14 protein-coding genes are annotated in these 14,309 nt (G+C 72.8%); 6 read left to right on the forward strand and 8 right to left on the reverse strand.

Going from position 1 to position 14,309, the window contains the following annotated elements:
* Positions 1–8: 8 nt before the first annotated feature.
* From PUR26_RS16130 to PUR26_RS16145, 4 genes are all read right to left on the reverse strand, one after another.
* Positions 9–854 (reverse strand): TIGR03943 family putative permease subunit, encoded by an 846-nt coding sequence (locus tag PUR26_RS16130; RefSeq protein WP_329873064.1) that lies wholly within the window; start codon positions 852–854, stop codon positions 9–11.
* On the reverse strand, positions 851–1,852 hold the full coding sequence (locus tag PUR26_RS16135; protein ID WP_329873065.1) for a permease: 1,002 nt from the start codon (positions 1,850–1,852) through the stop codon (positions 851–853). Before PUR26_RS16135 ends, PUR26_RS16130 begins: the two co-directional genes overlap by 4 nt.
* Before the next feature lie 93 nt (positions 1,853–1,945).
* A complete protein-coding gene (locus PUR26_RS16140) occupies positions 1,946–2,479 on the reverse strand; it encodes a DUF4232 domain-containing protein (RefSeq protein ID WP_329873066.1) in 534 nt (177 codons plus the stop codon).
* Positions 2,480–2,765: 286 nt separating this feature from the next.
* On the reverse strand, positions 2,766–3,533 hold the full coding sequence (locus PUR26_RS16145; RefSeq protein ID WP_329873067.1) for a hypothetical protein: 768 nt from the start codon (positions 3,531–3,533) through the stop codon (positions 2,766–2,768).
* 344 nt (positions 3,534–3,877) lie between these two features.
* On the opposite strand from PUR26_RS16145, the gene PUR26_RS16150 reads away from it, so the two are divergent.
* The 4 genes from PUR26_RS16150 (at position 3,878) to PUR26_RS16165 (ending at position 7,608) form a co-directional block, all read left to right on the forward strand.
* Entirely contained in the window at positions 3,878–4,396 is a 519-nt protein-coding gene (locus tag PUR26_RS16150; RefSeq protein WP_329873068.1) for a hypothetical protein, read from the forward strand.
* 184 nt (positions 4,397–4,580) lie between these two features.
* Complete coding sequence (locus PUR26_RS16155; protein WP_329873069.1) at positions 4,581–5,489, forward strand: hypothetical protein; 909 nt, start codon at positions 4,581–4,583, stop codon at positions 5,487–5,489.
* A 207-nt stretch (positions 5,490–5,696) separates the two neighbouring features.
* Positions 5,697–7,214, forward strand: a complete 1,518-nt coding sequence (locus PUR26_RS16160) for an APC family permease (protein WP_329873070.1) — start codon at positions 5,697–5,699, stop codon at positions 7,212–7,214.
* Positions 7,192–7,608 (forward strand): universal stress protein, encoded by a 417-nt coding sequence (locus PUR26_RS16165; RefSeq protein ID WP_329873071.1) that lies wholly within the window; start codon positions 7,192–7,194, stop codon positions 7,606–7,608. Before PUR26_RS16160 ends, PUR26_RS16165 begins: the two co-directional genes overlap by 23 nt.
* Positions 7,609–7,725: 117 nt before the next feature.
* On the opposite strand, the gene PUR26_RS16170 is transcribed toward PUR26_RS16165, so the two are convergent.
* The 3 genes from PUR26_RS16170 to PUR26_RS16180 all read right to left on the reverse strand — a co-directional run bounded on the left by PUR26_RS16170 (position 7,726) and on the right by PUR26_RS16180 (position 11,079).
* Positions 7,726–8,559 carry an aldo/keto reductase gene (locus PUR26_RS16170; RefSeq protein WP_329873072.1) on the reverse strand — a complete coding sequence of 278 codons (834 nt, stop codon included), beginning with the start codon at positions 8,557–8,559 and terminating at the stop codon, positions 7,726–7,728.
* Positions 8,560–8,847: 288 nt separating this feature from the next.
* On the reverse strand, positions 8,848–9,120 hold the full coding sequence (locus tag PUR26_RS16175; RefSeq protein WP_329873073.1) for a hypothetical protein: 273 nt from the start codon (positions 9,118–9,120) through the stop codon (positions 8,848–8,850).
* 159 nt (positions 9,121–9,279) lie between these two features.
* Entirely contained in the window at positions 9,280–11,079 is a 1,800-nt protein-coding gene (locus tag PUR26_RS16180; protein ID WP_329873224.1) for an AMP-dependent synthetase/ligase, read from the reverse strand.
* 887 nt (positions 11,080–11,966) lie between these two features.
* Here PUR26_RS16180 and PUR26_RS16190 point away from each other — a divergent pair.
* Both PUR26_RS16190 and PUR26_RS16195 read left to right on the forward strand, forming a co-directional pair.
* Positions 11,967–12,488 carry an isochorismatase family protein gene (locus PUR26_RS16190; protein ID WP_329873074.1) on the forward strand — a complete coding sequence of 174 codons (522 nt, stop codon included), beginning with the start codon at positions 11,967–11,969 and terminating at the stop codon, positions 12,486–12,488.
* Complete coding sequence (locus tag PUR26_RS16195; protein WP_329873075.1) at positions 12,485–12,871, forward strand: (2Fe-2S) ferredoxin domain-containing protein; 387 nt, start codon at positions 12,485–12,487, stop codon at positions 12,869–12,871. Before PUR26_RS16190 ends, PUR26_RS16195 begins: the two co-directional genes overlap by 4 nt.
* Before the next feature lie 70 nt (positions 12,872–12,941).
* Here the strand turns inward: PUR26_RS16195 and fdhD are convergent, their stop codons facing one another.
* Positions 12,942–13,790 carry a formate dehydrogenase accessory sulfurtransferase FdhD gene (fdhD, locus tag PUR26_RS16200; RefSeq protein WP_329873076.1) on the reverse strand — a complete coding sequence of 283 codons (849 nt, stop codon included), beginning with the start codon at positions 13,788–13,790 and terminating at the stop codon, positions 12,942–12,944.
* Between the last annotated feature and the right edge of the window lie 519 nt (positions 13,791–14,309).

Here is a 14,309-nt window from a genome sequence, read left to right on the forward strand (position 1 = left end):
GTGCGGTGTCAGGGCAGGGGAGTGGTGTCCTGGTACGGTCCGGCCGGCTGCGGCACCCGCTTCACCGAACGGGCGTCGACGGCCACCGAGGCGTTCGCCGTGCCCAGCCGGCCGCCCCCGTGCCAGGTCCCGGTCACCGTGACCCAGGTGTCGGCGGGCGGCGCGGGGGCTCCGTGCACCCGGACGCGCAGCGTCTGCGCGTCCGCCGCGCAGCAGCTCACGACGAGCCGGGTGAGGAACCATGGTCCGCCGGGGTCCTTCGCCGGTGTGACGAAACCGGTCATCAGCACCGTCCGGCCGCGCAGGCTCCCGTCACGGTCCTGCTGGACCCGCGCGATGAAGCCGGACAGGGCGAGCGGTGCCGGGTCCCGGGCGGGCAGCGGGTCGAACTCCGAGACCTCGGCGACGGCCGCGTCGGTCTCCCGGCCCGCCGTGTACGAACCGAGGGCGGGCGGCGCGTGGAGCAGCAGGGCGAGCACGGGCAGGAACAGCACCCATGCGACGCGTGGTCCCGCGTGGTGGTCGTGACCGTGACCGTGGTCGTTGTCCGGGTCCTTCCCGGGCGACCCGTGGGGCGCGGTGACGCTCTCGTAAGCGCCGCCGCCCCCGCCGTCCGGGCCGGGGCCGGCGGCCTCCGCGCCCGCGTCGTCCCGGGCGCGGCTCCCGGGCATGAACGGCAGTCCGTCCCGTACCGCCGAGGCCACGCCCAGGACCAGGAGCACCACCCCGGAGACGACGAGGAACGGCCGCAGGCCCTCCTTGACGTACCGCAGGAAGAGCTCGCTCAGCAGCGAGACGTGCAGCACCGCGGAGCCCGAAAGGAGCAGCAGGACCGCCTGGACGTCGCGTCTCACAGCAGCCACCACCCCGTCAGGCAGGCGCACATCACGGCCACCACCGCGGTGGCGGCGGAGAAACGCACGGCGAAAGCGCGTCCGAAGACGCCCGCCTGAAGCGCGATCAGCTTCAGGTCGACCATCGGTCCCACCACCATGAACGTCAGGCGGGCGGTGGCGGAGAAGCCCGTCAGCGAGGCGGCGACGAAGGCGTCGGCCTCGGAGCAGACCGAGAGCACGATGGCGAGCCCCGCCAGGAACGGCACCGCCAGCCAGGGCGAGCCGGCGAACGTCCCCAGTACGGACCGGGGGACCAGGACGTTGAAGGTCGCGGCCGCCATCGCCCCGACCACCAGGAACCCGGCCGCGTGGAGGAAGTCGTGCTGGAACCCGGTCCGGAACTCCTCCCAACGGCTGTGACCGGCGCGGTGGCCGGTGTGCCGGGCGGGCATCGTCAGCCATGCGGAGCGGCCCCGTGCGAGCCACAGCCAGCCCATGACGGCCGCCGTCGTGAGCGAGGCGACCAGCCGGGCCGCCACCATGTCGGGCCGGCCCGGGAAGGCGACGGCGGTCGACACCAGGACGACCGGGTTGATCGCGGGCGCCGACAGCAGGAACGCGAACGCGGCGGCCGGGGTCACCCCCCGCCGGATCAGGCTCCCGGCGACCGGCACGGACGCGCACTCGCAGCCCGGCAGGACCACCCCTGCCGCACCGGCGACCGGGACGGCCAGCACGGGGTTGCGGGGCAACAGCCTCTCGAACGCCCGCGCGGGTACGAACGCGTTGACGGCGCCGGAGACGGCGGTCCCCAGCAGCAGGAACGGCAGCGCCTGCACGGTGAGCGCCACACAGATCGTCTGCCAGGCCCGGAACCCTGGGTGTGCAGGCCAGTCGGTGGCGCCCGTCGTCAGGGCGAGCCCGACGAGGAGCGCGACCGACAGGGCTCCCATGAGGGCGAGGGACAGCGGTATGGCGCCACGCGGGCGCTCCGGCGCGGGTGCGGCTCGGGTCATGGGCCATGACCTTAACCGCAGCGCCAATGAAAATCATTTCATACTATGTTCCAGATCCGCGCCTGCTGCCGGACCCCGGTCACCACCGGCAGGTCAACCGCGCACCGGACCGGTGTAGTTGCCGGGGTGGGTGGCCGCCTCCTGCTGGGCGACGGGGCCCCACTGCCACTGCAGATGCTTGCCGGCCGTGGTGTTGGGGAGGACGACGGCCGCGTGCGTCGGCTCGATCACCGCCGCCTCGCCCGCCTTGGCGGCGAGGAACGTGAGGGTGAAGCGGGCGGAGGCGCCCGGTTCCACGGTCACGGTGCCCGGTGAGGCCGACGTCTGGTCGAACAGTGTCTCCACCGTTTCGCCCTGGACCAGCTTCACATCCGGGTAGCCGCGCAACGCGCACGCGTCGGAACCCTTGTTGGTCACCGACACGTCCGCGGTCCTCTGCGTGCCGGGAGCGGAGCCGCCGGGCACGGCGGTCCCCCCGGTGCCCCAGGACAGCGCCATCACCGCGCTGCGGCAGGGAGCGGGGGCCGCGGTCGCCGCCGGGGCCGTGGCCAGGGCCGAGGCCGCCGCGGCGAGCGCCGCCAGGAGCCCGGCGGCGCGACGAAGGGTGCACGTGGGTACGCGGGACATCTTCCACCTCCACGACAGGGTGGATCGAGGGAGGTCCGGGGCACCGCACGTGCCTCTCGGCACGCGTCGGCGGACCTCGCGTCCCGGACGGACGCCACATCCCAGTATCGGTGATCTCGTCCCGATGCTCGCGTCGAGCCCGGCGGTGGGACCCCATCGCCCGTGCGCCGGTGGCGCCTTACCACCGTTGCCGACCGGGCGCCACCGGACGGGGGAGGGGCGGTTCATCGGCGCTTCCGCCGAAGGGGAGGGGCCGCCGCGCGAGGGCCGTCCGGTGACCGGGGAGTCAGCGTGCGAGTGCCACCGTGTCCCCCATGACGATCACCGGGTTCTTGTCGGGATCGAGGGCCTGCAGCAGCTGGCGCATCCGCTCCCGGGGCAGCGAGATGCAGGCGCGGGTGGGACCGCCGTGGTCGACGTGGACCCATACACCGCCGCCCTTGTCGAGCCCGAGGGGCCGGGTCTTGTCCAGGGGTGTGGTGCCCGGCGTGCGGTTGTAGTCGATGGCGATGACGTGGTCGAACGACCCTTCCAGCGGCTCGCCCAGGAACCCCGTCCCGGGCATGTTGAACTCCTCGGTACGGTCGTACGGCAGACGGGTCCCCGGGTCGGGCAGCCGGCCGCCCGCGTCGCGCAGCCCGAAGACCCCGATCGGAGAGCGGAGGTCCCCCGCGCGGTGGTGGTCGGTCCAGCCGCGCAGGGCGTTGTGCGCGGGCCAGGGGGTGCTGACGGCCTGCCAGCCCCGGACCGGATCGCGCTCGTACAGCACGGCGGTCGAGCGGTCGGAGTCGCGACCGTCGCCCATGACGACGAGCGCCTGCTCGGTGGTGGGCTCGATGCGTGCCCGGGTGGCCGGGCCGAGGGCGGGGATCTCGGCGGGCCGCGGAAGGCTTGCGCCCGGCGCCGGTGAAGCGGGTGACGGCGACACCGTGCCGCCCTTCCCCTCGGGGCGGCGGCCGCCCGGGGACTGGGGGTCGGCACACCCACCGAGGAGGATCGCGGCGCACACCGCGCCGAGCAGCGCGCGACGTCCTGCGCCGTTGTTGACGGGCATGTCAGGGCCTTTCCTTCAGTGCGGGAGGGCGTGCGGCGGCGACTGCGACCATGGAAGACGATGATGTGTTCATCAGGCCGCCCGCGCCCGCCGGCGACGCCCGGCGCGCGGGAATTTCCCCCGGTCCGCGTACACCACCGCCCGCCCGGAGCACCGAGGACCGCATCTCTGATTCCCTCCTCGCACCTGTGTGACCTGCGAGGACAGCGCCAACAACGGCCCAGGGCTCACTCCTTCGGCCGCCGCGCCGCCGTGCGGGCGCCCGAGGGGCCGGGTGAGCTGGGGGTGACCCGCCCTGTGCGAACGATCGGGAGCGCAGGACCGACACCAGGAGGAGGACCCCCATGCGTATCCTGCGCGCACTGGCCGCGACGGCTCTGATCACGATCACCGGCGCCCTGCCCGCCGCTGCCGCCACCGCGTTGCCCGGTGGCGCGCCGGTCTCGGCCGGAACCGCGATCGCGCAAGCCACCGTCACCATCGACATCGGCGCCGGGGTGTCGATCGAGATCATCAACGGCATCCCCTACTACAACGGGGTCGCCCTCTTCACCGGGCAGACCATCGACAGCGGCATCTTCATCCACTACGACGGCACCCGGCTCTACACCAGGACCCAGGGCGGCAGCACCCCCTACTCCATCTGGGACGCGCGCACCGGTCGCAGTCTCGGCACGCAGCCCGACCGGCCCACCCCCGTGCCCGCCGGGACCACGTCACCGGGCCCGGCCCGGGGAGGCGTGGGCGGCAGCAACGAGGAAGGCAACACCACCGAGATCGTCGTCGGCGCGGCGCTGGCCGCCACCGCTCTGGGCCTCGCCGTCGTGACCCTGCGCCGTCGCGCCGTCCGCGGCGACCACTGACGCGCCGCCCGCCGTCCTTCCGTGCCGGGCCCTCTCGACGTACCGCGTCCGTTGCCCGACGATGTCTCCCGGTACGGGCGTCGGGGGGCCGTTCCACCGGGAGCCGTTCGGACTGCCGGGCCGGTGACGGACCGGACCCTCGCCGTCATCCGGGAGCGGGACGTCTCACGGGGGAGGCACAGCGATGTCGCAACGGCGCACGCGGACGGACGACGGCACGGGGTCGCGACGGTCGAGGATCAAGGGACGATTACTCACGGCGGCGGGGAGCGCCCTGCTCCTGCTGGGATCCTTCGGGGTCTTCGGCGCGCGGATCCTCACCCGGGACCCCGGGCGCGGGCTCTTCGAGACCTTCTGGCAGGACCTGGTCACCGTCCTCATCGGCGGCGGCATCGTGTGCGGCACGGGGGGACTGCTCTACTCGCGCGGGCAGCGCCACCTCCAGCCCACCGCCGAGGAGGTCACCGCCCGGGACACCCGGCCTCCGGTGCTCTATCTGCGGTCGTTCCTCGACGACTCCGTCACGAGGCGCTCGACCTTGGCCGGTTCGTACGCCTACGGCTACACCCAGTACACCGAGGAACAGGAACTCGCCCAGGCGCTGGAGCACATGGGCCCCTTCATCGCGGTCGGCGAACCCGGAGAGGAACTGCCCCAGCTGGGCGCGTCCCGCCTCTACATGGACGAAGGCTGGCAGGCCAGGGTCATCGACCTCATGACCGGCGCTCGCCTGGTCGTGCTGCGCCTGGGTACCACCGAGGGCCTGTGGTGGGAGTTCGAGCAGGCGCGCACCCGGCTGAGTCCGGAACGGCTGTTGCTGCTCGTGCCGGACGGGACCGACGAGTACGAGCGGTTCCGCCGGCGGGCGTGGACGGAGCTCGCGGTTCACCTGCCGCCGTACTCCCCGGTCTTCGACTTCCCGGACGGCGGGCTGAGCATGCGCGGGGCGATCTTCTTCGGGCCCGACGGGACTCCGTACGCCATTCCGTTCAGGAAGGTGCCGGTGCCGGTCACCCGGGCCTCCACGGTCCGGCGGGACTACCTCCGGCGGACGCTCCACCCCGTCTTCGCCCAGCTGCACCGGGACGTCTGAGCACCGGGCCGCCCCCGGCACCATGCCCCGGAGCGGCCCGGTGCTCCGCCTTGTCCGGTGCTCCGCCCTTCCGGTGCGGTGGCGCTCGCCTCCTGTCGGTCCTCCCGTCGCGCGGGCAGCCCGCCATGCGGCGGTGCTCGCCATGCGGCGGTGCTCGGGCGGCGCGACGATGAGGCGTGTACTCGCGCGACGACGAAGCGGGGGATCATGGCCGACGATGCCGCGGGCACCACCCAGCCCCAGGGACTGAAGGCCGGCGCGATCGGTTTCCTCGACGCGCTCGTCATCGGTCTCAACTCCACCTCGCCCGCGTACTCGCTGGCCGCCGTCATCGGCCCGGTCGTCGCCCTCGTCGGCATCCACGCCCCCGGCGTGATGCTGGCGTCGTTCGTGCCGATGCTGCTGATCGCCTCGGCCTTCTTCTACCTCAACAGGGTCGACCAGGACTGCGGCACGACCTTCTCGTGGGTGACCCGGGCGATGGGGCCCTGGTCGGGGTGGCTCGGCGGCTGGGCCATCGCCATGACGGGCGTCCTGGTGATCGGCTCGCTGGCCGACGTGGCCGTGGGCTTCGCTCTGCTGGCCGTCGGTCTCGACAGCTGGGCGGAGAACGCCGTCGTACGGCAGCTCCTCGCGGTCGTCGTGATCCTCGTGATGACCGCCGTGTGCGTCATCGGTACCGAGCTCTCGGCGCGGCTCCAGGACGTCCTGATCCTCGCGCAGGTCTTCTTCCTGCTGGTGTTCGCCGTGGTCGCCCTCTACCGCGTCTACGCGGGCACCGGTTCGCTGGACGCCGTCGAACCGGCGATCGGGTGGCTCGACCCCTTCGGCGCCGGCGGTGCGGCGCTGACCGGCGGACTGCTCCTCGGTGTGTTCATGTACTGGGGCTGGGAGTCCGCGGTGAACCTCACGGAGGAGGTCGAGGACTCCGCCACCGCGCCCGGGAAGGCCGGGATCTGGTCGACCGTCGTGCTCCTGGTGACGTACCTGTCGGTCGGCTTCGCGGTCGTGGCCTACGCGGGCCCCGCCTTCCTCGCCGAGAACGCCGACGAGGAGGAGGCGATCTTCGGGGTGCTCGCCCACGAGGTGATGGGCGGCTGGGACTGGGTGGTGCTCCTCGCGGTCTCCACCTCCGCGCTGGCCTCCACACAGACCACGATCATTCCCGCCTCCCGTACGGCGCTGTCCATGGCCCGCCGCAAGGCGCTGCCCGCGCCGCTCGCGCACATCCACCCCCGCTTCCGTACGCCCGACGTCAGCACCTGGTGGGTGGCCGGCATCGCCATCGTCTGGTATCTCGTCGTCAACCGGATCAGCGAGAACGCCCTCTTCGACTCGCTCACCGCGCTCTCCCTGCTCATCGCCTTCTACTACGCCCTCACCGGGCTGGCCTGCGTGGTCTACTACCGCCGTCATCTGACCGAGAGCGTCTCCAACTTCCTGCTCATCGGTGTGGGCCCCCTGGCCGGCGCCCTTCTGCTGGCCTGGCTGCTGGTGGAGTCGGTCGCCGACATGGCCGACCCGGAGAACTCCTACAGCGGTGTCTCCTGGTTCGGCCTCGGCCCGCCACTGGTCATCGGTCTGGTGATCACCCTGATCGGCGTGCTGTTCATGTGCTTCTGGCGTCTGCGCCGCGGGGCCTTCTGGACGGAGCGCAGGGGTGTGGCCGATCCGGAGCTCGTCCGGCGCAAGGAGTCCCGAGATGTCGATCGTCCTGGGGTATGACGAGTCGCCCGGCGCGGACCGGGCGCTGCGGGTGGCGGTGGAGGTCGCGGCCGCCTTCGGCGAGCCCCTCGTCCTCGTCTACGGAGCCGCTGCCCCCGGCGGTGTCGGCGAGGAGTACCGCGCCCATCTGGAAGCCCTGCGCCAGACCGGACGCTCCGCCCTCTCCCGTGCCGTCGGATTCGCCGATGAGGCGGGGGTGCCCTCGATCGTCGAGATCGTCGACGAGAAACCCGCCCAGGCCCTGCTGGGCGCGGCGGAACGGCATCGCGCACGGGTCATCGTCGTCGGCAGCTGGAGCGAGAGCCCGATCCGGGGCGCTCTCCTCGGGTCCACTCCCCACAAGCTCCTGCACCTGTCCCCCGTGCCGGTCCTGTGCGTCCCCACCGCCGACTGAGCGACCGGCCGGCCGACGGGCCGGGCGACCGGCCGCGAAGCACGGCGGCCGGTGTCCTTGCCGGTGTACGGCCCGGTGGCCGCGGCGGACGTCCGCCGCGGCCGCCGGCACCGGTCGTCAGCTGTTGTCGAAGGTGGCCGGGTCCGGCCCCAGGCGCCTGCCCTCGTCGAGGGCCGCGAGGGCGGCCATGTCGTCGCCGTCCAGCTCGAAGCCGAACACGTCGATGTTCTCCTGGATGCGCGACGGGGTCACCGACTTGGGGATGACCACGTTGCCGAGCTGGATGTGCCAGCGCAGCACGACCTGGGCCGGGGTGCGGTCGTGCTTCCGGGCGATCGCCACGATCGTGGGAACCTCCAGCAGACCCTTGCCCTGACCCAGCGGGGACCAGGCCTCGGTCGCGATGCCGTGCTGGGCGTGGAAGGCGCGCGTGTCCGCCTGCTGGAGCTGCGGGTGGAGCTCGATCTGGTTGACCGCGGGCACGATCGAGGTCTCGCCGATCAGGCGCTCGATGTGCTCGGGAAGGAAGTTGGACACGCCGATCGCCTTGGCGCGGCCCTCGGAGAAGATCTTCTCGAAGGCCTTGTAGGTGTCGACGTACGCGTTCCTGGCCGGCAGGGGCCAGTGGATCAGATACAGGTCGACGTAGTCGAGGCCCAGCCTCTCCAGCGACGCGTCGAAGGCACGCAGCGTCGAGTCGTAGCCCTGCTCGCTGTTCCACAGCTTGGTGGTGACGAACAGCTCGTCGCGGGGGATGCCGGACTCGGTGACGGCCTGCCCGGTGCCCTTCTCGTTCTCGTAGACGGCCGCGGTGTCGATGCTGCGGTAACCGGCCTCAAGGGCCGTGCCCACCGCCTTCGCCGCCTCGTCGTCGGGCACCTGCCAGACACCGTAGCCGAGCTGCGGCATGGAGACGCCATTGTTGAGGGTGATGGAGGGGACCTTGCTCACGAGGGGTAGATCCTTACGTCGGTCGGTTGGTACTCCCATGGTCAACGGTCACCTCCCGGAACGCATTCCCCGGGACGACCGTTGACCGCGCCACGCCAAGGCGCGACGTCCTTGCGCGTCGCTGCACGGGGATGAACGCAGTGCGTGCGTCTGAACGCCCTTCTTGCCCCGTCCGGCGCTTGCGAACCCCGCTTTCCGGCACGGCGGACCGCCGGACGGCCCTCCGCTCCGCGCGCCCCCGGATGGCCCGGGCGGCGTCGGTGCCGGAAGCGGATGCCGCCGTGCGGGTCAGGAGGTGTGGGCGTGGTGGTCCAGCACGCGGGTGAGCAGCCGTACGTCGGCGGGATCCGGTGTCCGCTCGACGAGGCGGCGCCCGGCCGGTTCGTCGAGCACGCCGACCATGTCGCTGCGGTGGATGCCGGTGCGCCGGCCCCGTGTCGCCTGGCTGCCGGGCCCGTGGTCCCGCAGTGGGGCGAGCACGGCGTCGTGCCACTCGCGGGCGTCGACCTGGGCCCGTCCTTCGCCGATCAGCCGGTCCGATCGCGTGGACAGGCGCGACAACAGCCGGCTCGCCCGTCGGGGCAGCCTGCCGGGCTTCCTGGGCGCCCCTTCGTCGGGCAGGCCCTGAGCCGGGGCCGGCGCGGTGGCCGGGCTCCGCTCGACCTGCCGGGTGACGCCGACGGCCGCAATGCCGGGGAGGCCGGGCCCGCGCCGCCGGTGTCACTGGTAGAGCGCGTCCACCTCCACCGCGTACGCCGACTCGATCGCCTTCCGCTTCAGCTTCAGCGAGGGGGTCAGCAGGCCGTGGTCCTCGGTGAAGGGGTGCGCCAGTATCCGGAACGTACGGATCGACTCGGCCTGTGAGACCCGCGTGTTGGCGGCCACGACCGCCCGCCGGATCTCCGTCTCCAGGGACGGATCGCGTACCAGCGCGGCCGGCGGCAGCGGCATCCGGCCCTGCATCGCCAGCCAGTGCTCGACGGCCTCCTGATCCACCGTCACCAGCGCGGCGATGTAAGGCCGGTCGTTGCCCACCACGATGCACTGCGCCACCAGCGGGTGCGCCCGGACCCGTTCCTCCAGCCCGGCGGGCGACACGCTCTTGCCGCCCGACGTCACCAGGATCTCCTTCTTCCGCCCGGTGATGGTCAGATAGCCGTCCTCGTCGAGCGCGCCGAGATCACCGGTGGCGAGCAGGCCGTTGTTCAGTACGGCCTTGGTGGCCACCGGGTCGTTCAGATATCCGGAGAAGAGATGGGCCCCGCTCAGCATCACCTCGCCGTCCTCGGCGATGTGCACCGTCGTCCCCGGAATGGGCTGGCCGACCGTTCCGTACTTCGTGCGCTCGGGCGGGTTCGCCGTGGCCGCCGCCGCGCACTCCGTCAGCCCGTAGCCCTCGAAGATCTGGACTCCCGCGCCCGCGAAGAACAGGCCCAGCCGCCGGTCCATGGCCGAGCCGCCGGACATCGCGTGCCGCATGCGTCCGCCGAGCGCCTCCCGGACCTTGCCGTACACGACCTTCTCGAAGAACTGGTGCTGCACCCGCAGGGCCGCCGAGGGGCCGGGGCCCAGTCCGAACGCCCTGTGTTCCAGGGCCTCCGCGTACCGCACCGCCACCTCGACGGCCTTGTCGAACGGACCGCCCCTGCCCTCGGTCTCGGCCCTGCGGCGTGCCGCGTTGAAGACCTTCTCGAAGATGTACGGCACCGCCAGCATGAAGGTCGGGCGGAACGCCATCAGATCCGGCAGCAGCGCGCCCGCCGTCAGCACCGGCTGGTGGCCGAGCTTCACCCGCTTGCGGATCGCGGCGATCTCGACCATGCGCCCGAAGACATGGGCCAGCGGCAGGAAGAGCAGCGTCGACGCCTCGTCGCCCGGCTTGGAGTGGAACACCTCCTCCCACCGGCCGACGAGGGTGTCCGCCTCGAACATGAAGTTGGCGTGGGTGAGGACGCACCCCTTGGGGCGGCCGGTCGTCCCCGAGGTGTAGATCACCGTCGCCACCGACTCCGGTGTCACCGCCCGCCGGTGCCGCTGCACCACTTCCTCGTCGATGGGGGCGCCGTCCCGCATCAGTTCGTCGACCGCGCCCGAGTCCAGCTGCCACAGCCGTTTCAGCTGCGGCAGCCGGTCGACCACCGAGCCGATGGTCATGGCGTGGTCCTCGTGCTCCACCACGCATGCCGTCACCTCGGCGTCGTGCAGCATCCAGTACACCTGGTCGGCGGAGGACGTGGGATAGACCGGCACGGGCTGGGCGCCGACCGTCCACAGCGCGAAATCGAAGAGCGTCCACTCGTAGCGCGTGCGCGACATGATGGCGACCCGGTCGCCGAACCGTACGCCGTTCGCCAGCAGACCCTTGGCGAGCGCCAGTACCTCGTCCCGGAACCGGCCGGATGTGACATCGCCCCACCGGCCGTCCGCGTCCTTGCGGCCGAGCGCGACACGGTGCGGATCGTCGGACGCGTGATCGAACACGGCGTCGGCCAGTCCGCCGACCGGGGGAGCCGTCGCCAGGGGTGGGACAGTGAACTCGCGCAATAGCCTGCTCCTTGTGGCGCTCGCACAGCGGTGGGTGACGGTACCCCAAGGCGAAGCCACGCGGGAGGGGCCTTCACGAAGTCCGCAGAAGCGGTATCGCCACTGGTCAGGGACCAAGTGGCCGGTGGCGGGGCACGGTCCGCGCACGCTACTGACCGCGGAGTAAGTAGCGGCCGGTGGAATCTCCACCGAATCTGTACGCGGTGATCACTCGCCCGAGCTGCAGGGACACGATCCGGTGGTGCGGCCGGTCCCCGCCCGCAAGGATCGCGGCGGCCGGCGCGTCCCACGCCTTCTTCGCGGCGCCCTCGGGGCGACCCGTACAGCCGAACGAAGCCCACGTCGCCGGGGTCCGGCAGCCCCGCCCGGTCCGGCACCGGCGCGAGGCCCCGGGGAATCAGGCCCGGGTGCGGGCCATGACCCGCCGCCCCGTGCGGGCCGCCGCTGTCGGGCCGTCACCGTGATGCCGCCGCTGACACGGTACGGCGCCCGGCGGCCCGGGTTCGGCAGGGAGGACCGGATCGGACCGGATCGTTCGGTCCGGTTCGCCGGCTCGACGAAGGGTCCGGCCCCCGGGCTGCCGAGGGCCGGCGTGCTCTTCGGCCCGCGGGTGTCCCTCGCGGTGCTGCCGCCGACGCTCTTCCGCCGGATGCGGCTGACGGTCCGCGTGGTCGTCGCGAAGCGCCGTGCGCGGGATCCGCCCGCCACCACCGCCACTGCCACCGACGCCGTCCGGCCCGCGTGCCGCGGCCGCCGGGGCGCCGGTCGCCGAGGGACCGACCCCCCGGCGCGGCCCCGGGGCCCGTGGCGCGATCGCGCCCCGACCCGCCGCGGTGATCATCCCGGCCGATAACGTGGCCCCCATGCCCGCACTCGACGCCCGTCGTACCGCCCTCGTCCTCGTCGACCTGATGGAGCGCATCGTCGCGCTCCCGCTCGGCCCCCGCACGGGAGCCGATGTCGCCGCCGCCGCGACCGGACTGGCCTCCGCCTTCCGCGCCGCGGGCGCACCCGTCGTCCTCGTCAGGGCGGAACGCCCGCACATCGAGGTGCAGCCGCCCGGCAGCGACCTCCTCCCGGGCCTCGCCCACGACGGCGACCTCGTCGTCGTCAAGCGCACCATCGGCGCCTTCCAGGACACCGGGCTGCACGAGCTGCTGGCCGAACGCTCCGTCGACACCCTCGTCCTCGGCGGCATCGCCACCAACCTGGGGGTCGAGTCCACCGCGCGCGCCGCCGCCGACCTCGGCTACGGCCTCGTCTTCGCCGAGGACGCCATGGCGGCCCTGACCGCCGACGAACACCGCGCCACGACCGAGCTCGACTTCCCCCGCTTCGGTACCGTCGCCCCGGCCTCCGCCATCACCCTGGACGGCGCGCGATGACCCGTACCTGGATACGCCCCGGCGCGGCCCGCCCCTGCACCCTCGTCGTCTGCCGCGGCTGCTGCTGCGGCGATGCCCGCAAGCACCCCGGTACCGACCACGCCGGTCAGCTGCGGCGGCTGCGCGAGGCCGCCGAGGCCTCCGGCGGCCGGCTGGCCGTACGCACCAGCGACTGCCTCGGCCCCTGCGGCCAGGCCAACGTCGTGGTCGTCCAGCCCTCCGGCGAGGCCCGCAGCCGGGGCGCCCGCGCCGCCTGGATCGGCTGGGCGCTGGACGACGACTGCCTCGACGACCTCCTCGCCTGGGTCGACGCGGGAGGCCCCGGCGTCGCGGAACCGCCCGCCACGCTGACGCTCCAGATGATCGACGCGCCGCGCGGCTGAGGGGACCGGAACCGGTCGGCGCGGGGTGACCCCGCCGACCGGCCGGTTCGTGTGCCGGACCGCTTCGCGGTCAGATCAGCGGGGCCGCCTCCTCCAGGACGAGACGGTGCTCACCCGCGTACACGTTCATGTTCCGGCCGCGCAGGAAACCGATCAGGGTCAGTCCCGTCCCGGCCGCCAGATCCACGGCCAGCGACGACGGAGCCGATACCGCCGCCAGGACCGGTATGCCGGCCATCACGGCCTTCTGCGCCAGCTCGAACGACGCCCGGCCCGAGACCAGCAGGATCGCCCGGTCCAGCGGCAGCCGGTCCTCGCGCAGGGCCCGGCCCACCAGTTTGTCCACCGCGTTGTGGCGCCCGACGTCCTCCCGTACGTCCAGGAGCTCGCCCGTCTCCGAGAAGAGCGCGGCGGCGTGCAGTCCCCCGGTCCGGTCGAAGACCCGCTGCGCCGCGCGCAGCCGCTCGGGCAGGACGGCGAGGAGTTCGGGGTCGACCCGCACCGGAGGACGGTCGGCGATGGGGAACCGGGCCGTGGTGCGTACCGCGTCCAGGCTGGCCTTGCCGCACAGACCGCACGACGAGGTCGTGTACACGTTGCGCTCCAGCGTGATGTCGGGGACGGCGACACCCGCGGCGAGCTGGACGTCCACCACGTTGTAGGTGTTCGTCCCGTCGTCCGTGGCCCCGGCGCAGTACACGATGGAACGCACGTCGGACGCCTCGGCGAGCACCCCCTCGCTCACCAGGAAGCCCGCCGCGAGGGCGAAGTCGTCACCGGGAGTGCGCATGGTGATGGCGAGCGGCTTGCCGTTCAGCCGGATCTCCAGTGGCTCCTCGGCGACAAGGGTGTCGGGGCGGGAGGAGACCGCCCCGTCCCGGATGCGGATGACGCGGCGGCGCTCGGTGACCCGTCCCATATCTGATCAGTCCACTCGTCTCGTCCAGCGCTGCGGCCAGGCTGGAAACCGAAAACGGCCCGTGCCGCACGGAGGGCCGTGTGCCACCGGGCGTCGTGCGCGGAGGTGGCCGGTGGCCTCCACGGTGTCATTGTCCTGCACACGCGGCGCCCGATCGCAGCGGCCTCCGCGCCCGCGCGCACCCGGCCGCCCGGTGTTCGAAGCCGCTGCTCGCCGACTGCGCTCGGTCGTCCCCTTCTTTCCGCAGCGGCGGCTTCGCGACCGTCCCCGCGTGCCTGGGGGACCCGTCCGGAACGTACCGGGGCCCGGCGAGGCGGCAGCCGTGGTCGTCGTCTCCCCGTTGACGCCCTGGCCGGACATGGGGGGCGCACCGCTCGCCTACGGCCGCTACGAACCGGTCAGAAAGGCACCACAACCGTTCACCAGGTAACCCGGGAGGGGTACGGAGTTGTGGTGGACTCTCCAACACATGGGCCGGAATCCTGTGGGGTCACCCGTCCGGTTACCGGTGAGTCGTTG

This window comes from Streptomyces sp. SP18CS02 (assembly GCF_036322365.1).
Taxonomy (GTDB): Bacteria; Actinomycetota; Actinomycetes; order Streptomycetales; family Streptomycetaceae; genus Streptomyces.

What these genes read in the sequence shown, in the direction of transcription:
- PUR26_RS16160 (WP_329873070.1), top strand. Translation starts at nt 5,697, where the DNA reads ATGGCCGACGATGCCGCGGGCACCACCCAGCCCCAGGGACTGAAGGCC.
- PUR26_RS16150 (WP_329873068.1), top strand. Translation starts at nt 3,878, where the DNA reads ATGCGTATCCTGCGCGCACTGGCCGCGACGGCTCTGATCACGATCACC.
- PUR26_RS16195 (WP_329873075.1), top strand. Translation starts at nt 12,485, where the DNA reads ATGACCCGTACCTGGATACGCCCCGGCGCGGCCCGCCCCTGCACCCTC.
- PUR26_RS16145 (WP_329873067.1), bottom strand. Translation starts at nt 3,533, where the DNA reads ATGCCCGTCAACAACGGCGCAGGACGTCGCGCGCTGCTCGGCGCGGTG.
- PUR26_RS16190 (WP_329873074.1), top strand. Translation starts at nt 11,967, where the DNA reads ATGCCCGCACTCGACGCCCGTCGTACCGCCCTCGTCCTCGTCGACCTG.
- PUR26_RS16135 (WP_329873065.1), bottom strand. Translation starts at nt 1,852, where the DNA reads ATGACCCGAGCCGCACCCGCGCCGGAGCGCCCGCGTGGCGCCATACCG.
- fdhD (WP_329873076.1), bottom strand. Translation starts at nt 13,790, where the DNA reads ATGGGACGGGTCACCGAGCGCCGCCGCGTCATCCGCATCCGGGACGGG.
- PUR26_RS16155 (WP_329873069.1), top strand. Translation starts at nt 4,581, where the DNA reads ATGTCGCAACGGCGCACGCGGACGGACGACGGCACGGGGTCGCGACGG.
- PUR26_RS16140 (WP_329873066.1), bottom strand. Translation starts at nt 2,479, where the DNA reads ATGTCCCGCGTACCCACGTGCACCCTTCGTCGCGCCGCCGGGCTCCTG.
- PUR26_RS16165 (WP_329873071.1), top strand. Translation starts at nt 7,192, where the DNA reads ATGTCGATCGTCCTGGGGTATGACGAGTCGCCCGGCGCGGACCGGGCG.